This is a genomic window from Pseudomonas sp. KCJK9000, from assembly GCF_046230725.1.
Classification (GTDB): Bacteria; Pseudomonadota; Gammaproteobacteria; order Pseudomonadales; family Pseudomonadaceae; genus Aquipseudomonas; species Aquipseudomonas promysalinigenes.
The window spans coordinates 1-22,844 of the sequence record NZ_JBJJLN010000007.1; the positions used below are offsets into that span (position 1 = coordinate 1).

Consider the following 22,844-nt stretch of genomic DNA (forward strand, 5'->3'; position numbering starts at 1 on the left):
TTCGGCGTTCGCTGAACTACCGCGCGCTCAAAAGCAAAAGCAAAAGCAAAAGCAAAAGCAAAAGCAAAAGCAAAAGCAGAGGAGGGCAAAAGCAATGCAACAGCAGGGCAAAACAAGGACAAATGCCTATGCAGGAGCGTGGGCGATAGTTGACCACCTGCCACCCCCCGCGTAGCCTTGCTGCTTCGAGGTTCTTCGGCCAGGCCGAAGCTAAGACGGGAACGCGGTTGAAGCCGCGGCTGCCCCCGCAACTGTAGGCACCAACAATGGATCGACACAGCCACTGCGCCAATGCGCGGGAAGGCGTCCATCCACCACTAAGCCGTTCGCACGGCAATGGTACGGTGCAAGCCAGGAGACCTGCCTCGTTCACGATTTCGACTTTCAACCGGGCGGGGTGATCCGGTGGCGAACGAGCCCGGCCAGCCTGGCCTGCGGCTATCGTCCCGTGTGCCCGCGCTAACCTGCCAAGGGCAACACGACATGAAAACACTGGCCAAGCTCCCCGTCACTATCGTTACAGGCTTCCTCGGCTCGGGCAAAACCACGCTGCTGCGCCACATGCTCGATAACGCCCAAGGCCGCCGCATCGCGGTCATCGTCAACGAGTTCGGTGAGCTGGGCATCGACGGCGAAATCCTCAAACAGTGCAGTATCGGTTGCACCGAAGAAGAAGCCAGCGGCCGCGTTTATGAGCTTGCAAACGGCTGCCTGTGCTGCACGGTCCAAGAAGAATTCTTCCCCGTCATGCGTGAGCTCGTGGCGCGTCGCGGTGACCTTGATCACATCCTCATCGAAACCAGCGGCCTGGCCCTGCCAAAGCCGTTGGTACAAGCCTTCCAGTGGCCAGAAATTCGCAATGCCTGCACCGTCGACGCGGTCATCACTGTGGTCGATAGCCCAGCCGTGGCCGCTGGCACCTTCGCTGCCTACCCAGAACAAGTCGATGCGCAACGCAAGCTCGACCCCAACCTCGATCATGAGTCGCCCCTGCACGAATTGTTCGCCGACCAGCTGGCCAGCGCTGATCTGGTGGTGCTCAACAAAGCCGACCTGATCGATGCCCAAGGCCTGGCCAAGGTCCGTGCCGAAGTGGCCGAGGAGCTGCCGCCAGCGGTCAAGGTCATCGAGGCCAGCAGCGGCCGCCTGCCGCTGGACGTGTTGCTGGGCATCGGTGCGCAGTCAGAAGTGCATATCGATGGCCGCCGCACGCATCACGACTCGCACCATGACGGCGACGACCATGATGACCACGATCACGACGCTTTCGATTCGATCTCCATCGACCTGCCCGAGGCGGACGAAAGCTTGCTTCTCGATGCCTTGACCCAACTGGTAGTCGAGTTCGGCATCCTGCGTGCCAAAGGCTTCGCGGCCATCCCTGGCAAGCCAATGCGCCTGCTGGTGCAAGGGGTCGGTACACGCTTCGACAAACATTTCGACCGTGCCTGGCGCGCCGACGAGCCCCGCATCACGCGTTTGGTATTGATCGGTCAGGACCTCGACGCAGGGCAGCTTGAAGCTCGCCTGCGCAAGGCGCTGGGCGCCTGACCCATGCACCTGCTGCGGACCCAGCCCGGTGGTTTCGTACCGGACGACAGCATCGCCGATCTCGGCCAGACGCCCGCTGAGCTGGTGATTCTCTGTAGCGGTGATTCGCACTTGGCATTGCTTGCCGAAACCGCTGAGCAGCTACCTGACGACTTTCCAAGCATGCGTCTGGCCAATCCGATGCAGGTGCAGAACCATGCTTCGGTCGACCTGTATGTGGATCGGGTGCTGCGGCATGCCAAGCTGATCCTGGTATCGCTGCACGGAGGCGTCGGTTACTGGCGCTATGGTGTAGAGCAGTTGGTGGAACTTGCCTCGCGCGGCGTGCAATTGATTCTGGTGCCTGGCGATGATCGCCCGGACCCAGAGTTGACCGGCCTGGGTACGGTCACCGGCGAGGCGGCAGAGCGCCTGTGGCACTATTTGCGTCAAGGCGGCAAAAGCAATGCGGTTAACTTGTTCCACTGCTTGGCCAGCCAGTGGCTGGGGCGCGATTATTCATGGGACGAACCCCAGCCTTTGCCGCGCACTTCGGTGTATCACCCAGGCAAACCAAATGCCCGGCTGGAAGACTGGTACAGCCACTGGGCCACGGACTACCCGGTGGCACCATTGTTGTTCTATCGCTCGCACCTGCAAGCTGCCAATACCGCATTCATCGACGTGTTCTGCGAACGTTTGCAGGCGGCAGGCCTGAATCCGTTGCCCATCGCGGTGGCCAGCCTGAAGGACAGTGCCTGCCTGGAGCAGGTCGAAGCCTGGCTGGACGAAGTGGCCGCCGAGGTGTTGATCAACACCACAGGTTTTGCGCTGTCCAGCCCGGAGCGCCCCAATCTGCGCCCGTTACGTCGAGATATTCCGGTGCTGCAAGCCATCTGCGCCCAGGACAACCAGCCTGGCTGGGAAGCCAGCGAGCAAGGGCTGGGTGCCCGCGACCTGGCCATGCACATTGCTTTGCCGGAACTGGACGGGCGCATCATCACGCGCCCGGTGAGTTTCAAGGACATGGCCTGGCGCAGTGAGCGCAGTCAATCCGATGTGGTCTGTTACCGTGCCCACCCCGAGCGCATGGACTTCGTTGCCGAACTGGCGCGCCGCTGGGTAGAACTGGCGCGCTTGCCCAACGGGCAGAAGCGGGTGGCCCTGGTGTTGGCCAATTACCCTACACGTGATGGCCGCATTGGCAACGGCGTTGGCCTGGACACCCCGGCAGCCGCCCTGAACATCCTTAAAGCACTGCAAGCCGAGGGTTACCCTGTCGCAGCGCTGCCCGACAGCGGTACGCAACTGATTCATCAGTTGCTCGGCGGGGTGACCAATGATCTTGAGCATATCGACCAGCGCCCTTGCGCCCAGAGCCTGAGCCTGGCGGACTACCAGGCGGCGTTCGCGCGCCTGCCCGAGGCCAACCGCCAAGCAGTGCTGCAGCGTTGGGGAACACCCGAGCAGGACCCCATGTACCGTGGCGGACGCCTGATGGTGGCCGGCTTGCGCTTCGGGCTGACGTTCGTGGGCATTCAGCCTGCTCGCGGCTACCAGGTCGACCCAAGCGCCGTTTACCACGACCCGGACCTGGTGCCACCGCACGGCTACCTGGCGTTTCACTTCTGGTTGCGCCATGCCTTCGCCGCCGATGCGGTCATCCATGTCGGCAAGCATGGCAACCTGGAATGGCTGCCAGGCAAGGGCGTCGGCCTGTCCGCCCAATGTTGGCCAGACGCCTTGCTCGGGCCGCTGCCGAACATTTATCCGTTCATCGTCAACGATCCGGGCGAGGGTGCGCAGGCCAAACGTCGAACGCAGGCGGTGATCATCGATCACCTGATGCCGCCGCTGACCCGTGCTGAAACCTATGGTCCACTTCGGCATCTGGAACAGCTCGCGGACGAGTTCTACGAAGCGCAATTGCTTGACCCGCGTCGGGCGCGTGAACTGCAGCGGGACATTCTTGAATTGGTCAAAGCCAACCATATTGACCGCGAGTTGCAGCTCGAAGGCCAATTGGACGATGCCGCGCTGTGGCTACCACGCCTGGATACCTACCTGTGCGACCTGAAAGAGTCGCAGATTCGCGATGGCCTGCATATCTTCGGGCAGTCGCCCCAGGCGCGTCTGCGCATCGATACCTTGCTGGCCCTGTTGCGCGTCGAGCGTGGCGATGGCCGGGGCGGCAATGCCAGTTTGTTACGTGCGCTGGCCAAAGCTTTTGAGTTGGGCTTCGACCCTCTGGACAGCGACCTGGGGCAAGCCTGGTCCGGCCCACGCCCGGCATCGCTGCAGGCTTTGCTCCAGGGCGTGTGGCGTACCTGCGGCGACACCCGTGAGCGCCTTGAGCTGTTTGCCCTGCAGATCATCGAGCAGGCACTGCACGGCAGCGTTGCACTGCCCGCTGGGGACCAGTGGCAGTGCGTGAAGCAGGTGATTGCAACCCTGCAGGCGCAGGTCGCACCGCAACTCGATGGGTGTGGCGCGGCCGAGATGAACGGCCTGCTGGCTGCACTTAGCGGGCGCTTTGTCCCTGCAGGCCCCAGCGGCGCGCCAAGCCGCGGTCGCTTGGACGTGTTGCCCACCGGGCGCAATTTCTACACGGTCGACGTGCGCAACCTGCCAACCGCGACAGCTTGGCGCCTGGGGTTCGCCTCGGCCAATCTGATACTGGAGCGGCACCTGCAGGACCATGGCGATCATCTGCGCCAGCTGGGGTTATCGGTGTGGGGTACGGCGACCATGCGAACAGGCGGTGATGACATTGCCCAGGCCATGGCCTTGATGGGCGTGCGCCCGGTCTGGGCGTCGGGCAGTCAACGCGTGGACGACTTCGAAATTTTGCCGATAAGCCTACTGGACCGGCCACGCGTGGACGTTACCCTGCGGGTTTCAGGCTTTTTCCGCGATGCCTTTGGCAACCTCATACGGCTCTTCGATGCAGCAGTGCAAGCGGTGGCGGCACTGGACGAACCCGATGATCTGAACCCGTTGGCCGCCCGCGTGCGTCTCGAGCGCGCCAGCTTGCAGGCCCAGGGGCTAGATGCCGAGCAGGCAGCGCGCCAGGCGGGTTGGCGCGTGTTCGGGGCCAAACCAGGCGCCTACGGTGCCGGTGTACAGAACGCCATCGATGGCCGCCTGTGGCACGGCCGTGAGGACCTCGCCGAGGTTTACCTCAATCACGGTGGCTACGCATACGGGGGCAGTGATGAGGGCACCCCGGCGCGTGCCGAGTTCGCCCGTCGCCTGAGCCAGGTTCAGGCGGTATTGCAGAACCAGGACAATCACGAACACGACCTGCTTGACTCCAACGATTACTATCAATTCCAAGGTGGCATGCTGGCAGCCTCGGAAACCCTCGCTGGGTCAACAGTCGCAAGCTACCACGGTGATCACAGCCAGGTTGATCGCCCTCGTATTCGCACCCTCAAGGAAGAACTCAACCGCGTGATCCGTGCCCGTGCACTGAACCCGAAATGGATCGACGGGGCCAAACGTCATGGTTACAAAGGGGCATTCGAAATGGCCGCGACCGTTGATAATCTGTTCGCCTTTGATGCCACCACCCACCTGATCGACGACCATCATTACCAGTCGCTGGCCGATGCTTATGTGCTAGACCCAGCGACCCGCGATTTCATGCGTGAGCACAACCCTGAGGCGCTGCGCGACCTCACCGAGCGTTTGCTCGAAGCCCAGCAGCGCGGGCTTTGGCACGACCCAGGTGAGTATCGCGAGGCCCTTGAGGAGCAATTGCTCGACGGCGAGGAACAAGCTTGAAATGAGTGACCCCCAACAATTTCCATTGGCAGCCGTAGTTGGTGCCGACGCGCTCAAGCTGGCCCTGTGCCTGACTGCTATCGACCCCAAGATTGGCGGCGTGCTTATCGAGGGGCCGCGCGGTATGGCCAAAAGCACGCTTGCCCGCGGCCTGGCCGACCTGCTCGATGAAGGGCCGTTTGTCACCTTGCCCCTTGGGGCGACGGAAGAGCGGCTGGTCGGTACCCTGGACCTCAACGCTGCGCTTGGCCAAGGCCAGGCGCAGTTCTCGCCCGGCGTGTTGGCACATGCCGATGGTGGTGTGCTGTATGTCGATGAGGTCAACCTGCTGCCCGATAACCTGGTGGACCTGTTGCTGGATGTGGCTGCCAGTGGCACCAACCGCGTCGAGCGCGACGGGATTTCTCACCGGCACAGTGCCCGTTTCGTGCTGATCGGGACCATGAACCCAGAGGAAGGGGAGTTGCGCCCACAGTTGCTCGATCGCTTCGGGCTGAATGTGGCGCTGCAAGGCCTGCCAGCGCCGCAAGAGCGTCAACAGATCATTCGTCGGCGGCTGGCCTTCGACAATGACCCGAAGGCGTTTTGCGAGCAATGGGCTAGCGCCCAAGGTCAATTGCGCAGTCGCTGCCAGGCGGCGCGCCAGGCCCTGGCAGCGATCGCCTTGGATGATCAGGCATTGGCCTGGATCACCGAGCGCTGCTTTGCAGCTGGCGTGGATGGCCTGCGTGCCGACCTGGTCTGGCTGCGTGCAGCCCGAGCCCATTGCGCCTGGCGCGGCGGGCAGGTGATCGAGCAAGCCGATATTGACGCTGTGGCCGAGTTCGCTCTGCGTCATCGGCGCCGCACGCCGCCTGATGCGCCGGCGGCCTCAGGCGCGGCGCAGCCGGGCGGTGACAGTGTCGGCGAGGGTGGTCAAGGGGACTGGGGGGCGATGCCTGCGCAACCGGTGAGCAGTGGAGCGCGGCGAGAGGTGCCTAATTGGGCAAAAAAGCCCTAAGCATCCGCCAACCTGCTGTGGCAGTGGCGGATGCCATGCCAGGCACCGGTAAACTTTCAGGCGCTAGAGGCGGACGAACGCGACAGGCCGGGTCAGGTCGGGTGGCTTGGTTACCAACATTGCTCAGGGGGCGCCCCACCTCACGCCAGGACATTGTCTGGCAACAGCGCCTGGGCCGCACCAATGAGTTGTGGTTAGTGATCGTCGATGCCTCGGCATCGACCCGGCGCCATCAGGCCCTGGCGCAGGGCAAAGGCCTACTGGCCGAACTGTTCGACCAGGCTTACCGTCAACGTGCCCGTCTGGCTCTACTGACTGTCAGTGGGGGGGCTGCGCAATGGCAGCGTCACGGCCTCAAGGCGTCAGCGAGCCTGCAGCCATGGTTGCAGGCCCTCGGCGCCGGAGGCGGCACGCCGTTGATCGCAGCCTTGGAGACAGGCCGGCTCTGGCTGCTGGCCCGGCAAAAAGCCCATGGCCATGAACTGCAGCGTTGCATCATCCTTACCGATGGCCGGCTCAAGCGCTGGAATACCTTGCAACCCATGCCGTGCGCGACTGTGTTGGTGGACATGGAATTGGCGCCTGTGCGGGTGGGCCGCGGGCGGCAGATGGCCACGGAACTTCACGCCGACTATCAGCACATCGAGCAATTCAAGGTGCTGGTAAGTGTTAAGTGATTGGCGCGTGTGCGGCACTTTGTCGCAATAAGGAAGTTGCCAGAACGGCAGTTGGGAAGTTAGACAAGTGCGTGCAGGGCACGCACTTGTGCTCAAAGCGCGAAATTACTTCGGCATCGACCAAGGCTGCAGGTCGTAACCTTTTTGTGACAGCTCTGCACGCACTTCCTCAATCAAGCTGGCCCATTGGGCAGGGTCAGAATAGATACGCGATGGAACTTGCTTACTGCCAATTCGGGTGCTGGTGCGGTCGATGACCGCCAAGCTCAGCTCACCGGTTCCGTTGGGCGCATCCCAGGCTACACAGTGGAAGGGCTCGAAAGCATGGTCGGCAATCAGCAGTGCTTCGTTGACACGGAGCGGGGCATTCATGGTTCGGTCTCTCTATGGTCCCAAACATCTAAATAGGGCCGCGTGACTGCTACGTCGCTACCGGTTTATCGCGATCCGCAGTGCGGGGTTATTTGTACTGATGCTCCAAGTTGGGGGTGGAGTCACACAGGCGGTGTAAATTTTTTTGAGTCCTGCGCAATTTCTTGCCTGCGCCGCCTGTGACGCTGATGAATTTGAAAAATTCCCGAACCCACCCGGTGTGGTGCAAATCTGCAGACAGACGGTCGTTGGCACTTTCAGGTTCGTTGCTACTGTTAAATCGGCGCCGCAACTTGCTGTTTTCACATATAAAACCAACAATTGGCGCCAAGGAACGGTCATGCACGAGACTGCCGCTCTTCGTCGCCTGCTCATCGTCGACCCCTGTGACGACTGCCACCGTTTGCTACCAGCCCTGGAAAGTGCCGGTTGGGTAGTGCACACCTGCAGCCTGGACCAGGCGCTCGAGCACCGATGCGATATCGGCCTGCTGCGCCTTCAGGGCTCGCACCTGCAGCATTCGGACGCGGTCAAGGACATGATCAAACGCAGCAACACCGAGTGGATCGCCGTGCTCGATGCCCAGCAGCTGCGCATGCCAAACGTTGGGGATTTCGTCTGCGAATGGTTCTTCGATTTTCATACCTTGCCTTTTGACTTCTCCCGCGTGTTGGTAACGCTCGGCCGGGCGTTTGGCATGGCGCGTCTGCGCGGCCAAGGCACTTCAAGGGTGGATGCGTTGGAGCATGAACTGCTCGGTGACAGCCGCCCGATTCTGGAATTGCGCAAGTTGCTCGGCAAACTGGCACCAACCGAATCGCCAGTGCTGATCCGTGGCGAGAGCGGCACAGGCAAAGAATTGGTTGCGCGGACACTGCACCGGCAATCCCAGCGTAGCGAAAAGCCGTTCATCGCCATCAACTGCGGCGCGATCCCTGAGCATTTGATCCAGTCCGAGCTGTTCGGGCATGAAAAAGGTGCTTTCACAGGTGCACACCAGCGCAAGGTGGGGCGTATCGAGGCGGCGCACGGGGGGACGTTGTTCCTCGACGAAATTGGCGACCTGCCGTTGGAATTACAGGCCAATCTGCTGCGTTTTCTCCAGGAAAAGAACATTGAGCGTGTGGGCGGCAGCCAGCCAATACCGGTCGATGTTCGCGTGCTGGCAGCAACCCATGTGGACCTGGAAAAGGCCATTGAGCAGGGGCGTTTTCGTGAAGACCTCTATTACCGGCTCAATGTCTTGCAGGTGGTGACTGCCCCGTTGCGTGATCGGCATGGTGACTTGCCCATGCTGGCCAACCACTTTTCGCATTTCTACAGTTTGGAAACAGGCCGCAGGCCACGGACGTTCAGCGATCACGCCCTGGCAGCGATGGGGCGGCACACCTGGCCGGGGAACGTTCGCGAGCTCGCCAACCGGGTCAGGCGCGGGCTGGTGCTGGCTGAAGGGCGCCAGATAGAGGCTCAGGACCTGGGGCTGGAGGGCCTGACGCATGACGACCAGCCTCTGGGTACCTTGGAGGATTACAAGCACCGGGCCGAGCGCCAAGCGCTGTGCGACGTCTTGGACCGGCACAGCAACAACATGAGCATCGCTGCCAAGGTGCTTGGAGTATCACGGCCAACGTTCTATCGGCTGTTGCACAAGCACCAGATTCGGTGATCAGCTCGATTGCGCAACCTGCCCGTCGTTCATTTCCTCCAGGGCTGCGTCCTCACCAGGTAACGCGGTGATCACGCTGAAATCACTCACCTCGACTTTGCCGTCACCATAACCCAGCAAATGGAAGGAAAACGCATTGCGTTTGATTGGGTTGTCAAAGCCAAATTCGATCTCCAGCGGCTTGTCGGCCGTGACCTCGATTGCCTCAGGCAAACCCAGCTGCACATCCTGTTCCCGTTCCTTGGCTTTGAGCTGGATGTACGCCGCGTGCTGCCGGTCCAATGCGCGTACCTTGACCTTTACTCGGGTATGCGAGCCCTGGGGCATTTCCAGGTATTGAGCGCCAATCAGGTTATCTGCCCAGTCGTTGGGAATGTGCGCCTGTAGTTGGATGGCAGTGGGGCCACCAAATTGATAGCTAAGGTTCTGCGGCGTCTGCAACAACGAATGATCGAGCACATCGGCCAGCGCACTTACCTGTGCACCGAGGGTGCTGTCGCCGAGCCCAAGGTATTTGGCCTGATCAGCGATGAAGCCCGAGCTTTGATAACGACGGCAGCGCTGCTGAAAATCGCACTCGGTCAAGACACCCTTGCCATCGTGATAGCGCAGCATGGCATTGGTGTAGGCAATCATCTCTCGACCGCTGTCGTAGTCGCGGAACAACGAGCGCCCGCCAAGGGCGACGGGGATTGGCAGAGCAAAATAATCGAGCAATGAAGTGGCCAAGTCGATGTGGCCATAGGTCCCGCGCTTGATAGGTGGCAAGAGCGACTGCTCGGGGGCCAGGGTCAAGTTGAAGCCCCACGAAGAAGCCAGGCGCACGCCATCGATCCCGTGGGATTCATCCGAGGTCACTACCACCAGTGTGTCCTTGAGTACGCCCTGCTGCTCGAGCTTGTCGAGAAACGCCCCCACCGCGTCATCCAGGTAAGCGACAGCAGCTTGTTTAGGGTCAGGGTAGCGCTGCAGGTAGTGATCAGGGGCTGAATAGGGCTGGTGAGTACCCACCGTCAGCAGGGTGAGCATCCAGGGGCGGGCCTGTTGACGCAGCTGGCCCACATAATCCAGGGCGCCTTCGAAGAAGGCTCGGTCATCCTTGCCCCAGAGGAATTTCAGGTAATTCTTGTTGCTGAACCACTCCACCCCATGCACCGCATCGAAGCCGATATGCGGCATGATGCGGTCCTTGGCCATGAAGCGCAGGCCTGCGCCCTGCAAGTAGTGGGTAGTGAAGCCGGCCTGGCGCAGCTGCGCAGGCAGGCAGGCCTGGTTGCGCTGATGCAGGGTAAGCAGCTCGACACCTTTGGGTGTGCCATTGGCCAGTTTGTCGTAGTCGCCGCATAACATTGCATACAGGCCGCGAATGGTCTGGTGCGAGTGCAGCACGTAGTCTGGGGTGTTCATGCCGCGTTCGGCCCACTGGCTGAGCTTGGGCATCAAGTCGTGGTCGAACCGACTGTGCAGCGCCTGGCGGTTGGGACGCACATACGCGCCGGGGATGCCTTCGAGCGTGATGACTAAAAGGTTGCGGGCCTGCCCAGGCGTTGCCAGCAGTTTCTGCCCACTCAAGTCGTGTTCGGTTAGCCCGGCGCTGGGTAGCGGTGTAACGCTTGGGGCGTTGCCTGCCCAGCGCTCGGCATGTCGCTGTAGGTTGCCGGCGGCGGCCGATAGCAGTTGATGAGGCAGGTTGTATTGGCGCCACTGGTCGGCATCGCTGGGCACCATGCGTTCGCCAGCCCAATGAATGGCGAACAGCAGTGCAGGGATGGCCCAAGCCCGTCGCGGCAGGTTGCTGCTCGGTTGCCCACGGCTGTGCCAGACACTCGCCAGCCAGAGCAGCACGCCACCGGCCAGTAACACGGCAACCCAGGAATGGGCCAGACCGCTACCCGTGGAGTTTTCCATGAACTGCGGATCGAACAGATAACCCAAGTCAGCAGTGGTCGGCAGCCTGCCAACAGCGCTGACCAGCTCGGAAGAAGCCACCCACAGTGCGCACCATGCCAACAGAACCGGCAGCGCTAGCCACCATCGGCGGCGATGCAGTAGCAACACCAGCGCACTGCCCAGGGCCAAGTCCGAGAGGAAGCCATACACGCTCGACCAGCCCAGCAGAGCGCGTATCAGCAATGGGATCACCAGCACCAGTGTGGCCAGGGCGACGAGCCGAGTGCGTGGTGGGCCTTGCAGGTTTTTCACGAAAACTTTCCTTATTGACATGAAATCGTCACGTATTTGTGCGCGATGATAACAGGCCGATAACGGCAAAGCCGTGGGCTACAAAGTTGGTAACCATTTGGGGCGCGATGCGCCCCAGTTCTCAGAAGTAGTACGGGAATTTCAGGCTGAAGGAAAAGTCCGGGGCGTCATCGGTCAGGCCAATCGACAAGTTCGGCACGATCGTGAGGTTATTGGACGCAGCAAAGGTCAGGCCGACGTTGAAGTTGGCCGCGTTGTAGTCGCTGTTGGTGATCGATTGCCAGTCTCCACCGTCGGGTTTGATCTTGCTCTTGCGGGCGAATTGATCGGTCACCGAGAACGACATGCTCATCTTCTCGTTGAGGGCAAAGGCGATACCGCCGCCGATTTGCCATGAATCGCCCAGTTTCACATCACCCGGCACCTTGGTATTGACCTGTGGGCTTATATCGCTGAACGAGTCCTGCATGTTGTAGGTGTACGAAAGGCTACCGAAAAGCACGGCCGGGTCGAACGTCTTGATCAGCGAGATACCCGGGGTAATGGCCCACACACCGTTACCGGTAGGCAGGTCATCAGGTACCGACAAGTTGTCGTTGCCCGGCACCGGCTTGAGTTTGATGCCATAAGGGTCTTTGCCGGTTGGCGCCTTCACCCGCAACGTGGCAACGGCGTCTGGCCAGCTCTCAGACTCGTCGATGAATTTGTAGGCGATACCAAAGTTCACATCGCCGATGGTCGGATCACGCGTGACCGAAGCATCGGACGTGACTCCGGCCGCACCACCCGCGCCACCGGAGGAGTAAGTGGAGTCGCGGTAGACGACGGGCACGTTTATATCGAACTGCCAGCGCTGGTCGACGTTGTACCGCGCGGTCAGGTCAAGGGTCCAGTTGTCAGCCTTGATGCGGTCGATGTTGATATTGCCGAGAAAAATGGAATCCAGTGCCAAGAAGCCGTTGAGCACCAGCGCGCGGGTATCGTAATGGGTGTAGGTGAGCCCGGTTTCGACGCTGAACTTTCCACCGCCGAAGAAGCCACTGGCCTCGTCATACAGGTTGGACACGCTTTGAGCCGGTTCGGAATTGTCTTGCAACGACTGCCCATAGGAGCTCCCGCTGTTGCCAGGGGTGCCGGTGGCCACGGTCTGGCCGCCCTTGACGCCCTCGGCAGGGGACTTGGTCAGGCGCCTAGGTGCTGGCTGGGCGGGAGCTTCTTCGACCTGTTTGAGCCGCTGCTCCAGCACCATCAGTGCATTCTGCTGCGCTTCGTAGCGCTGTTTGAGCGCAATGAGTTCCTGTTTGAGTGCTTCGACCTGAGGGTCGGTTGCCGCCTGTAGCAGAGTGGCCGGAGCCAATGTTGTCAAACAAACGATAACTCTGAACTTCGACATGCGGTGCATGGATTAGCCGTCCCTTATGACTACATAACGATGAGACTTGAGCGTAGTTCAGTATCCGAGATTGCGAAGGCCTTTGAGTTGATCCAAGTTGGTATTTATCGAACCTGCCACTGGCGCATTGTCACGTAACACGACGTTGAGTGAAGTCAAGTTGCTGACACGGTTGCTCACGCCCAGCAGCGTGGTGTTCTGCATCAATCCCCCTTGGCCAAGGCTTTGCATAGAGCTGCCTTGGTTGCCGTTGGCAACGATGTTCATCTGCACGCCAGAGCCGCTGGACGACACGCTCAATGAGCCGGCGCCGTTGCTGCCTGTCAGTGTCGAACCCGCCGTCAGCGCTTGGCCCTGGGGCTGCACGGCGGGCGCTTCATTGCCTTTGGTGACGTTGATGTCGACATTGTTGCTGGCTGCGTTGAAATCACCTGCAGCGCGTACAACCTGGGTCACCCCTTGGGTCGTATTCAGGCCATTACCACCCGTGACGGTGCCGGTGCCGATGCTCGAGGCATTGCCGTTGCCTTTTTTATCGATCATCGAGACATAGAACTGCGGTTTTATGGTCGTTTGCTGAACTTGCATCGCCGACGTAGCCCCAATCACCTCGCCATTGGCGTTCTGCCAGGTGCTGGTCATGACGATGCCAAAACTCACGATTCGCCCTGGCATCACGTAACGGCCACGCAGGCTGGCCAGTTCCTGATCTTTCAATTCGACTGGTTTGAACGTTTCGCCATGGGTAGGCAGGCTGGCGGCCAGGCAAACCATTGCCAGCCACAATGAAGTCTTCATGGGGTTCTCCCGGAGCATGCGCCCTGTTGATGTGCAACAAGGTCATTAGAAGAAGTCGCTTTGAATGAAACCGAAGTCCATCAATTCTGCGTCCTGAACCGGGGTGAAGTTGCTGATGCGGTGTTTCGCGCTCAGCGGCAGTGGCGGGTCGAGCAGAATATTGTTCTTGTCATAACCTTGGCCAATCACCGCGAAGATGATGCCATTCCAACCTTTTACGAAGTCGTCGATCCTGAAGCGTTTATGGCCCAGCACCGGGTCACCGATGTATACCCAGCCTCTGTCGACCTTCTGCATGACCACGAAATGCTTGTAGCCGCGGATGTCCATCAGCACGACCACTGGAATGCGTATGCTGTTGAGGGTTTCTGGCGCCACTTTGTAACCACGGGCACGCATGCCCAGGCTCTCCACGTATTTTTTCATGTCGAGCATGGAGAACCCTTGGGTACGAACCAGGTCTTCATTGGCATGGGCGAGCATGCCCTCGATCACCTGATGCTCATCCACGTCCAGCCAATAGGCCTGACGCAGGATGGTAGCCAAGGATGCCGCGCCACAACTGAAGTCGGTTTTCTGCGGTACCAGGTCGGCGAATTTACGTTCGCGCACGCTCTGGATCGGTTTGTAGACCACTGCACCACCTGGCAGTACGGATAACGGCATCTGCGAAGCTTCGCTGACACTGGCGATGCACAGCAGAAATGCCAAGGCGATAATGCGCATGTTCGACGCCCCCTGCCTTTTTCTTGTTAGAGGGAGGCCCCCGCAGGGGCCTCCTGAGCACAGTTGTCACATCGAGGTGTTGGAGATGGCCAGCGAGTTGCTTTGCTGGTTGCCCACACCCGCTGCCACGTTCACGCCCAAGTTGCCGCTGCCACCGTTCACCGAGCCACTGAGGGTAGCGGTGTTGGTCACAGGGTTGGCCCAACCGGTCGGAGTCAGCACTTGGAACGACACGGTGTTGCTCAGGGCATACTCGCTAGACTCGCTGAAGCTCTTCGAAATGCTGTCCGAGGACTGCGAGGCTTTTTCGCCAGCTTTTTCGTAGGCCGAAGCACTGGCTTTTTCCCAGGCCGATTGGTTGGCCTTCTCATAAGACGTATCGCGAGACTTGTCATAAGACGAATCATGGCTGCGGTCATAGGAGGAGTCATAGGCTCTGTCGAATGAGCTGCTGAGCGACTTGTCGAACGACGAGTTGCTAGCCGACTCATGGGACTTGTCAACCGATGCGTCCAGCGAGGCGCTGAGCGATGCGTCGAAGTCCGAGCTGCGCGAACGCGTGAAGTTGCCGAAGGTTTGCGACGACGATGCGCTGCCATTGGCGCTGGCATCGAGCGAGGCGCTTACCGTGGTGTTGGACGACGAACTGTGATTGTTGCTGGCACTGCCATTGGTAGCGTAGTTGTTCGACCCGCTGGCGCTCATGCTGTTGCTGCCACTGGCGCTGCTGCTGTTGGAGCCGCTGGCGGTCATGCTGGTCGAACCGCTGGAGCTGTTGCTATGGCTGCCGCTGGCACTGGCGCTTTGGCTGCCCGAGGCGCTGTAGCTGGAGCTGGAGCTCTTGTCGACGCTGGCATCGAACGAACCACTACGCGAAGCCGAACCACTCGAAGACGTGGTGAGGGTCAGCGTATCTACCCGATAAGTGCGATCGGCAGCGTTGTTGACCTGCAGGCCAGGGCCGTACTGGTTGGCGGTGGCAGTGGCAGAGGAGTTGCCGATAGGTGCCGAGTTGTTGGCGATCGCCATGCTGTTTTTCTGCTGGTTGAGATCGCCGCCGGCCACGTTGATGCCGATATTGCCACTGCTGCCTTCAGCCGAGCCGCTCATGACGGCGGAGCTTTGAGTCGACCAGTTGTTCACCGTGTTGTTGTTGCTGCGCTGGGTGATCTCGGCAGTGGCGGTTGAGGTGCCAAAGACGAAGCTGTTGTCGATCGCCGCATTGTCCGACGAGGTGTTGGCGATAGCCGACGCGTTGGCCTGCTGGTTGCCGTTACCGGCCGCCACGTTGACACCGACGTTGCCACTGGCGCCAGCACCGGAGCTGCTCATCTCGGCTTCGTTGATGGTGCCTTGGTTGTTGATGGTGTTACCGTTGCTTCTCTGACCGTCATTGGCGTTGGCAGTCGCATCGGTCAGCACGGCGCGTGCAGGTGGGGTGTAGTTGTTGTGGTTGTTGTAACCACGGCGATTGTTCTGATCCGCTTGTGCAGCAACAGCCATGACCGCAGCAATTGCGAAAACCAGAGGCTTGATTGCCATCGAAGGTTTCATGGTGTTTCTCCGTCTTTAGGTTAAGTGTTGTTCTTACCTGTTTCCCTTTGGGTCAATTCGCGACCCTTACGCTCAGGGTGTTAGCCGTCTGGTTGCCCACCCCGGCGCTCTGATTCAGCTGGATGACCCCGCGGCTGCCGGTGAATGCCTGGTCACCAGTGGTGACTTGGCGATAGCCAGGTGAGGTATCAGATGGATCGGAGCTGTTGATCAGCGCCACGTTTTGTTGCAGCAGGACGCTGTCATCGATGCTTTGCGGTTGTGTACTGATGCTGATGCGCAGGGCATTGGCCTGCTGGGTCGCGGCGCCGGCGCTTTGGTTGACCCCCAGTGCGCCACTGCCATGACTGAACGCGTTGCCCTGGATACTGGCGCTGGCGCCCATGTTTGGGTCGACGATGGAGAGCTGGCGTTGGCGAATTTGCGTGGTCGCCGTGGCTTGGTGGCCTGTGGCGATGGCTCTGGCGTTGGCTTGTTGCTGGCCATCGCCTGCGGCTTGGTTGACGCCGAAGTTGCCTTGGTACTGAGCCCCGGAACTGTCGATATTGGCGTCGTTGAGCACGGGCACCGGCGATTGCGCCAGCGCCGATGCGCTAGCGGCAAAAGCCAAGATGAACAGGGTCTGCCTCATTTCATTTGCCTCCAGTGAGGATCTGCAAGGGCGCAAGACCGCGCTGGACGCTCGAGTTGACCATGTTGGATATACCGTTGCCCGAGCCTGTACCACGGCCGGCAGCCTGGTTTGCCAGTTGGGTCTGGTTGCCTATAGGGCCGCCGAGGTTGTCGGTTTGTTGGGTGACCAGCGAGGAGATTCCCGTGCCGCTTGTGATGCTGGCAAAATCCCCATCACTGAGCTCGTTGGTCTGCCTGAGCACGTAAGCAGAGGGGTTGGCATTGGCGGTGGTAGGGTAGGGGTCAGGTGCCAGAGGCGCGCGGGTGGCGATGCGCGGTTGCACGTCGCGGGTGATGACGATGATCCCGTTGTCGGCTTGTGCAGGCAACGCCGAAGCCATTGCACAAGTAATCAGCAGCAGGCCATAAACGCGTCTATCCAGTTTCCCCATGACGGCTACTCCTTCCTCGAACGCTGGTCTTGTTCAGCGATGCGAGGGAGGAGAGCGAAAGCCGTGCCGCTTTTTGCTAACGCTTATGAATCAAATGCTTGAGTGAATAGCCTGAAGCACGCATCGATGTTGTGTATCACCCTTGAGACAGACATTGAGGTTAAATGCCTGGGCGCGTAGATCAGATCTGTTCAGGCACCGCACCGGCGGAATGTCTCATAACCTTGACACTGCCCAGGCTCAAGGCTGGCAGCCTACAGATACAGCCACTTGCATGACTTGAGTGTGTCATGGGCTTAACACTCAGTGGGGCAGGTTGGCATTTTATCTTCGAGCAGACGCTCAACCGCCCGCAAGGCATTGGCGCTGCGTTGCGGCCAGTCGCCGTCGATAATTTCCACGGTTTGCCTATGGTGCAGCAGCCAGCGGTGGCTGTCCTCAAAAAAAACCTGTCTGTCGGCAAGGTCTGGCTGACTGCGCTGACCATCAGCGACCCAGCCCACCCCTTGAGGGCTGAGCAGCAGATGCAAATCGTAGTGCCGTTCTAGCAAGGCATGTTCCAACCAAGGCGGGCACGCGCCGAACAGCGCGCGGCTCCAGAGCATGTTGCTGAGCAGGTGGGTATCGAGAATCAGCAGCTCAGGCGCCAGCATCCGGGCCCGGTCTTCCCAGTCCAGTTGACCGCGGGCAATGGTCGGCACGTCGGCATAGCAGGTGTCCCGGCACTGCTGGTCGATGAAGTGACGGACGTATTCGGCTACCACAACGCCGCCGAAATGCGCTTGGATCTCGCCGCTCAGCCAGCTCTTACCGGTCGATTCGGGGCCGCACAGGACCAGGACTTTCATGCCGGCACCAATGCTGGATCGCGGCGCCATTGCAGCCAACCGCGTACTGCGATCAAGGTCAGCACGCCGAAGAACCCGGCCGTGAAATACAGCTGTTGCTGCAGATACAGGCCTACGTAAACGATATCGACCACGATCCATAGCGGCCAGCACTGCACTCGTTTCTGTGCCATCCACAATTGCGCGACCAGGCTGAAACCGGTCAGTGTCGCATCCAGCCAGGGGGCGGCAGCATCGGTCCAGCCAGCCATTGCAGCACCCAGTACGCTGCTAAGTCCCAGGCCAGCCATCAGGCCCCACAACAGCTTGCGCAGCGGCAGGTGCGAGACCCGCCGGGCCTGCTCGACCCGGTCGGGGCGTTTCCACTGCCACCAGCCGTAAAGCTGAAGTACAGCGTAGGCCAACTGAAGTAGCATGCCTGAATAGAGTTTGACCTCGTAGAACAGCCAGCCGTAGATCAGCACCATGATCAGGCCGATTGGCCAGCACCAAGCGTTCTGCTTGACGGTGAGCCACACGGCGGTAACGCCGAGCACGGCGGCGATGAGTTCGAGGCCGGACATCGGCGATCCTTGGTTGGCAAAGGGCGGCGATTGTAGCCTGTGGCGTGCGTGAGTTGTAGCGTGTAACGAGCACCGGCCGTGTCACCGGCTGGTGCCCAAGTGTGGTTCAGAGGCGGAACTGACGCAGCAGTTGCTGCAGCTGCTCGCTCAACTGCCCCAGGGCGACACCCGCGTCGCTGGACTGACGCGCCGCCTCGGCAGTCTGTTGGGATAAGCCTGCGGTATCCAGCACATTGCGGTTGATTTCCTCGACCACGTGGGATTGCTGCAACGTGGCGCTGGCAATCGAGGCGTTGAGGGCAGTGAGGCTGTGCAGCGCCTGGCTGATCGCGTCCAGGCTGGTGCCGGCCTGCTGAGCTTGTTGCACGGTCTGGCGCGAGGCCTCGCTACTGGTGTCGATAGCTTTGACCGCCGCGTCTGACTGGCTTTGCAGCTGCTCGATCATGGTGTTGATTTCGGCGGTCGACTGTGCCGTGCGTTGGGCAAGCAGGCGCACTTCGTCAGCGACCACGGCAAAACCCCGGCCCTGCTCGCCAGCCCGAGCGGCTTCGATCGCAGCGTTGAGCGCGAGAAGGTTCGTTTGCTCGGCAATGGCGCGGATAACCTCCAGTACACCGCCGATTTTAGTGCTATGCGAAGCCAGGTCGCGAATGACCTGCACCGCCTGGTCGATGGTCGCCGACAGGCACTCGATCTGCTGCAAGCTACCGTGAATGGCCTGCTGGCCATGCTCCACTTGCTGCTGGGCCGCGCGCATCTCCCCAGCGGCCTGCTCGGCAGTCTTGGCCACGTCTTGCACGGCGTAAGTCACCTCATTGACCGCTGTAGCCACTTGATCCATCTGCATCGACTGCTGAGCACTGTGGTGTTGTGCAGCACCAGCACTGTCGCCGACGTGCCCGGCGGACTGTGCCAAAGCATGTGCGGCGCCCTGAAGCTGACCGACTACCCCCTGCAGCTTGCCATTGAATTGGTTGAAGTGCTGGCCCAGGTAAGTGATTTCATCCCGGCCATGGGTGTCCAGGCGCCGAGTCAGGTCGCTTTCGCCGCTGGCGATATTGCCCATGGCCTGCACGGCTTCTTGCAGCGGGCGAGCGATGCTGCGGGCGATCATCAATACCACCAGTGCCATGAGCACTGCGATGGCCAGCCCGAGCAACGAAGCATCGCGTAACTGGCGGGCGAATTCGGCCTGAACGTCGTCGACATACACGCCAGAGCCGATGATCCAGCCCCACGGTTCGAACAACTGTATATAGGAGGTCTTGGCCACCGGCTCGCTGGCACCCGGCTTGGGCCAACGGTAGTCGACCGGGCCGGCACCGTGATTGCGGGCCAGCGCCACCATTTCATTGAATACGGCAAAACCGTCCGGGTCGCGGATCGCGGAGAGGTCTTGGCCATCGAGCTTGGGGTTGGCCGGATGCATGATCATCTTTGGCGACAGATCATTGATCCAGAAATAGTCGTTGTGGTCGTACCGCAGTGCCTTGACCACTTGCAGCGCCTGCTGCTGAGCCGCTTCGCGGGTCAGCGTGCCGGTCGTTTCGAGGGCTTGGTAATAGGCCAGCACCCCAGCGGCAGTCTGCACCACATGACGTGTCTTCTCCGCCTTGGCCTGGTACAGATCGCCGTGTATCTGGCGCAGCATCAACAGGCCGAGCAACACCAGCATGCCGACTGCAACCACCAAGATCAGCCACAAACGGCTGCTGATCGACATCGATCGCAATGCCTTCATCGAACCCACTCCTGTTGTTCTTGTTATTCAGGTGCATCCAAACATGCTTTCCAGGTGACAGGCACCCGACTAATGGCTAAGTGCTAGTTATTGACTACTCTGCCACAGGCTCACGCGAGTTTGTCATGCCCCTTAGCTAGGATTTCGGCCCGGCGAGATGAAACCTTTAATTCTGTAGAACTTTTCCGCTGGCGTTTGTCCCACATGTGCCTGTAAAAAGGCCGCGCCGCGTGCGGTGACAAGCAAATCAAGAAAAAACAGGCCTGCTGCCAGCAGTGCCTCATCGGGGGATCGATGGATTTTTGGACTGCCTTTCAGGCAATCATTCTAGGTGTGGTCGAGGGGCTGACAGAGTTCCTGCCGATTTCAAGTACAGGTCACCAGATCATCGTCGCCGACCTGATAGGTTTTGGCGGGGAACGAGCCATGGCATTCAATATCATCATCCAGCTGGCGGCGATCCTGGCAGTGATGTGGGAGTTGCGCCGCAAGATCCTGGATGTGGTGATCGGCCTTGGCAATCAGCCGAAGGCGCGCCGCCTCACGGCAAACCTGATGTTGGCATTTTTCCCTGCTGTGGTGCTGGGAGTATTGTTCGCCGACCTGATCCACGAGTACCTGTTCAACCCAATCACTGTTGCCGCGGCATTGGTGATCGGAGGCGTAATCATGCTTTGGGCCGAACGCCGTCAGCACAGCGTGGCGGTCGATCATGTCGATGACATGCGCTGGACGCATGCACTGAAAATTGGCTTCGTGCAGTGCCTGGCGATGATACCTGGCACCTCGCGCTCCGGTTCGACCATCATCGGTGGCCTGCTGTTTGGCCTGTCGCGCAAGGCCGCCACAGAATTCTCGTTTTTCCTGGCCATGCCAACCATGGTTGGTGCGGCGGTGTACTCAGGCTACAAATACCGTCACCTGTTCGAACCCAGTGATCTGCCGGTGTTTGCCCTTGGCTTCGTGACCTCGTTCATTTTTGCCATGATTGCTGTGCGGGCGTTGCTGAAATTCATCGCCAACCACAGCTACGCGGTATTCGCCTGGTATCGGATTGTCTTCGGGTTGCTGATTCTGGCCACGTGGCAGTTCGGCTGGGTCGACTGGTCAACGGTGCACAGCTGACATGGCGCGCGTTCAGAACACCGCACCACGCCGTAGTGAGCAGGCAACGGGCGTTAGCCATGCTCGGCTGAAATGGTTGCTTTGGGGCTTACTGTGCCTGTTACCCGGCCTTGGCGCGGCCTCGATGGCCTTCGATGGCCATGGCTGGGTGCCCTTGGCGTTGTATCCACTGGTCAGTCTGATCAGCCTGCTGCTTTACTGGCATGACAAACGTCAGGCCCGAGGCAATGCTTGGCGCACGCCGGAAAAAGTGTTGCATGCCAGCGAGCTGCTGGGGGGGTGGCCTGGTGCACTGATAGCTCAACAGTTGTTGCGCCACAAAACGCGTAAAGTGTCTTACCAATTGGTGTTCTGGATCATCGTGCTGCTGCATCAAGTGTTGTGGCTGGACTATCTGTTCCTTGGCAGCCGTTTCCTGCCCTTCAACTAGTCAACCTAGCAGGGCCGCTTGTTGACGCTTGGGCAGCCGCCGTACCACCAGCTGGTGCGAGCGCTGCAGCAAGTCGCACAGCTCCTCACGGCCCATGGGATAGGGCGGTTGCATGCTGATCCACTTGGCGCGTGCCAGGTAAGGGGCTGGGCGCACGCCAGGGCGGTCGCAATAGCCCAGAAACAACTCGTCGGCCACCTTGAACGACAACCCTGCTCCGGCCAGGTCGAGCACTGCGAACATCTTGTTGCCGGCCACGGAAAACACCCGGATGCCGCCCCATTTGTAGTCCTCTCGAGCACCTGGCAGGCCCAGGCAGAAGGCTGCCACCTGTTGCGGGCTCATTTGCGGCTTAGACATAACGCTCCCCGCAGGCTTCGAAGGATAACGCCAAGTGGTCGATCCATGCCCTTACGGCAGGTAACAGTCCACGACGATGAGGGTAGACTGCCTGCAGATAGCCGCCAGGTAGGGACCAGTCAGGTAACAGCCTCACTAGCTCACCGCGTTCCAGTTCCGCTTCGCAGAACATGCTGGGCAGTGCCGTGAAACCTAGCCCGGCGCGCACTGCGGCATTGCGCACGACAAAGTCATCAATGGCCAGCCGCGGCTCCAGCGCGATGTCCTGACGCTGACCGTTTGGCCCAAGTAACTGCATGTGCACCAAGCGATCAGCCTCGGCTGCACCAAGCACAGGCAAACTGGCAAGGTCGGCGGGGTGGCGTACGTGATCGGCGAAGCCTGGCGCTGCCACCAGCTGCATCTGTGCCTGGCGCAGGCGACGGGTGACCAGTGCTGGGTCTTCGTCGCCAAAGTCGCGTACACGCAAGGCGACGTCGATACCTTCGGATATCAGATCGACACGCCTGTTCAGTAGCACCATGTCCAGTTGCACCTGCGGGTAAAGCTTCAGAAACCCCGCGATCACATCCGGCAGAAACGCGTGGGCCAGTGCCACTGGGCACGACACGCGCAAGCGCCCACGCGGCTCGCTGCTCATGCTCGCGACCACTTCGTCGGCGGCTTGGGCCTCCAACAGCATGGCCTGGCAATGACGCAGGTAGCGCTCACCTACAGAGGTAAGCTTGAGCTGGCGGGTTGTGCGCTGTAGCAACCGGGTGCCCAGGCGTTCTTCCAGTTCTGCGATACGCCGTGACAGGCGCGACTTGGGTATACCCAGCTGGCGCCCGGCGGCAGCGAAACCGCCGGCTTCGACTACCTGGGTAAAATAGAAGAGGTCGTTGAGGTCTTGCATGGCCGATCCACTGTTCCATTGATGGGACAAACTAGCGTATTTTTCGCTACTTTTCAGCCATTGAACCTCCCGGTAGGATTCTCCTCATCGTGATCGCCCACTGCTGCGGTCTTC

20 protein-coding genes, 1 pseudogene and 1 riboswitch are annotated in these 22,844 nt (G+C 60.2%); of the genes and pseudogenes, 7 read left to right on the forward strand and 14 right to left on the reverse strand.

Annotated elements, in window-relative coordinates; translation table 11 throughout:
* Window positions 1-171 precede the first annotated feature (171 nt).
* Window positions 172-383, forward strand: a riboswitch (cobalamin riboswitch).
* 100 nt (window positions 384-483) lie between these two features.
* The 4 genes from cobW to ACK59H_RS04945 are packed head-to-tail and all read left to right on the forward strand — an operon-like array spanning window position 484 to window position 6,993.
* Window positions 484-1,551: a cobalamin biosynthesis protein CobW gene (gene cobW, locus ACK59H_RS04930; RefSeq protein ID WP_060477301.1), complete on the forward strand. Its 1,068-nt coding sequence runs from the start codon at window positions 484-486 to the stop codon at window positions 1,549-1,551.
* A 3-nt stretch (window positions 1,552-1,554) separates the two neighbouring features.
* Window positions 1,555-5,316 (forward strand): cobaltochelatase subunit CobN, encoded by a 3,762-nt coding sequence (gene cobN / locus ACK59H_RS04935; RefSeq protein WP_060477302.1) that lies wholly within the window; start codon window positions 1,555-1,557, stop codon window positions 5,314-5,316.
* A 1-nt stretch (window position 5,317) separates the two neighbouring features.
* Window positions 5,318-6,316, forward strand: coding sequence for an ATP-binding protein (locus ACK59H_RS04940; RefSeq protein WP_060477303.1), 999 nt, complete (start codon window positions 5,318-5,320; stop codon window positions 6,314-6,316).
* Between the two features lie 35 nt (window positions 6,317-6,351).
* Entirely contained in the window at window positions 6,352-6,993 is a 642-nt protein-coding gene (locus ACK59H_RS04945) for a VWA domain-containing protein (protein ID WP_060477391.1), read from the forward strand.
* Window positions 6,994-7,098: 105 nt separating this feature from the next.
* Here ACK59H_RS04945 and ACK59H_RS04950 read toward each other — a convergent pair whose 3' ends face one another.
* A complete protein-coding gene (locus tag ACK59H_RS04950) occupies window positions 7,099-7,365 on the reverse strand; it encodes a hypothetical protein (protein ID WP_060477304.1) in 267 nt (88 codons plus the stop codon).
* A gap of 340 nt (window positions 7,366-7,705) precedes the next feature.
* On the opposite strand from ACK59H_RS04950, the gene ACK59H_RS04955 reads away from it, so the two are divergent.
* Window positions 7,706-9,031 (forward strand): sigma-54 dependent transcriptional regulator, encoded by a 1,326-nt coding sequence (locus tag ACK59H_RS04955; RefSeq protein ID WP_060477305.1) that lies wholly within the window; start codon window positions 7,706-7,708, stop codon window positions 9,029-9,031.
* Here the strand turns inward: ACK59H_RS04955 and ACK59H_RS04960 are convergent, their stop codons facing one another.
* From ACK59H_RS04960 to ACK59H_RS05010, 11 genes and pseudogenes are all read right to left on the reverse strand, one after another.
* Window positions 9,032-11,233: an LTA synthase family protein gene (locus ACK59H_RS04960; protein ID WP_409264282.1), complete on the reverse strand. Its 2,202-nt coding sequence runs from the start codon at window positions 11,231-11,233 to the stop codon at window positions 9,032-9,034.
* A 121-nt stretch (window positions 11,234-11,354) separates the two neighbouring features.
* Entirely contained in the window at window positions 11,355-12,635 is a 1,281-nt protein-coding gene (locus ACK59H_RS04965; protein ID WP_060477306.1) for a hypothetical protein, read from the reverse strand.
* A 48-nt stretch (window positions 12,636-12,683) separates the two neighbouring features.
* Window positions 12,684-13,424 (reverse strand): hypothetical protein, encoded by a 741-nt coding sequence (locus ACK59H_RS04970; protein WP_060477307.1) that lies wholly within the window; start codon window positions 13,422-13,424, stop codon window positions 12,684-12,686.
* A 45-nt stretch (window positions 13,425-13,469) separates the two neighbouring features.
* Complete coding sequence (locus tag ACK59H_RS04975) at window positions 13,470-14,150, reverse strand: C39 family peptidase (protein WP_060477308.1); 681 nt, start codon at window positions 14,148-14,150, stop codon at window positions 13,470-13,472.
* 66 nt (window positions 14,151-14,216) lie between these two features.
* Window positions 14,217-15,704 carry a heme utilization protein gene (locus ACK59H_RS04980; protein ID WP_409264283.1) on the reverse strand — a complete coding sequence of 496 codons (1,488 nt, stop codon included), beginning with the start codon at window positions 15,702-15,704 and terminating at the stop codon, window positions 14,217-14,219.
* Window positions 15,705-15,756: 52 nt separating this feature from the next.
* Window positions 15,757-16,335, reverse strand: coding sequence for a hypothetical protein (locus tag ACK59H_RS04985; RefSeq protein WP_060477310.1), 579 nt, complete (start codon window positions 16,333-16,335; stop codon window positions 15,757-15,759).
* A gap of 1 nt (window position 16,336) precedes the next feature.
* On the reverse strand, window positions 16,337-16,768 hold the full coding sequence (locus ACK59H_RS04990) for a hypothetical protein (protein WP_060477311.1): 432 nt from the start codon (window positions 16,766-16,768) through the stop codon (window positions 16,337-16,339).
* A 296-nt stretch (window positions 16,769-17,064) separates the two neighbouring features.
* Window positions 17,065-17,616 carry an AAA family ATPase gene (locus ACK59H_RS04995; RefSeq protein ID WP_060477312.1) on the reverse strand — a complete coding sequence of 184 codons (552 nt, stop codon included), beginning with the start codon at window positions 17,614-17,616 and terminating at the stop codon, window positions 17,065-17,067.
* Window positions 17,613-18,179 carry a nicotinamide riboside transporter PnuC gene (pnuC, locus tag ACK59H_RS05000; protein WP_060477313.1) on the reverse strand — a complete coding sequence of 189 codons (567 nt, stop codon included), beginning with the start codon at window positions 18,177-18,179 and terminating at the stop codon, window positions 17,613-17,615. The genes ACK59H_RS04995 and pnuC overlap by 4 nt, the downstream gene beginning before the upstream one ends.
* A 106-nt stretch (window positions 18,180-18,285) precedes the next feature.
* Window positions 18,286-19,026 carry a methyl-accepting chemotaxis protein gene (locus ACK59H_RS05005; protein WP_409264298.1) on the reverse strand — a complete coding sequence of 247 codons (741 nt, stop codon included), beginning with the start codon at window positions 19,024-19,026 and terminating at the stop codon, window positions 18,286-18,288.
* A gap of 132 nt (window positions 19,027-19,158) precedes the next feature.
* A pseudogene (locus ACK59H_RS05010) lies at window positions 19,159-19,920 on the reverse strand (cache domain-containing protein); the annotation flags it as partial.
* 294 nt (window positions 19,921-20,214) lie between these two features.
* Between ACK59H_RS05010 and ACK59H_RS05015 the strand changes: the two are divergent.
* A complete protein-coding gene (locus tag ACK59H_RS05015) occupies window positions 20,215-21,045 on the forward strand; it encodes an undecaprenyl-diphosphate phosphatase (RefSeq protein ID WP_409264284.1) in 831 nt (276 codons plus the stop codon).
* Window position 21,046: 1 nt separating this feature from the next.
* Window positions 21,047-21,475, forward strand: coding sequence for a DUF1294 domain-containing protein (locus ACK59H_RS05020; protein ID WP_060477316.1), 429 nt, complete (start codon window positions 21,047-21,049; stop codon window positions 21,473-21,475).
* Here the strand turns inward: ACK59H_RS05020 and ACK59H_RS05025 are convergent, their stop codons facing one another.
* Both ACK59H_RS05025 and ACK59H_RS05030 read right to left on the reverse strand, forming a co-directional pair.
* Window positions 21,476-21,835, reverse strand: coding sequence for an MmcQ/YjbR family DNA-binding protein (locus ACK59H_RS05025; RefSeq protein ID WP_060477317.1), 360 nt, complete (start codon window positions 21,833-21,835; stop codon window positions 21,476-21,478).
* On the reverse strand, window positions 21,828-22,730 hold the full coding sequence (locus tag ACK59H_RS05030; protein WP_409264285.1) for a LysR substrate-binding domain-containing protein: 903 nt from the start codon (window positions 22,728-22,730) through the stop codon (window positions 21,828-21,830). The genes ACK59H_RS05025 and ACK59H_RS05030 overlap by 8 nt, the downstream gene beginning before the upstream one ends.
* Window positions 22,731-22,844: the final 114 nt, after the last annotated feature.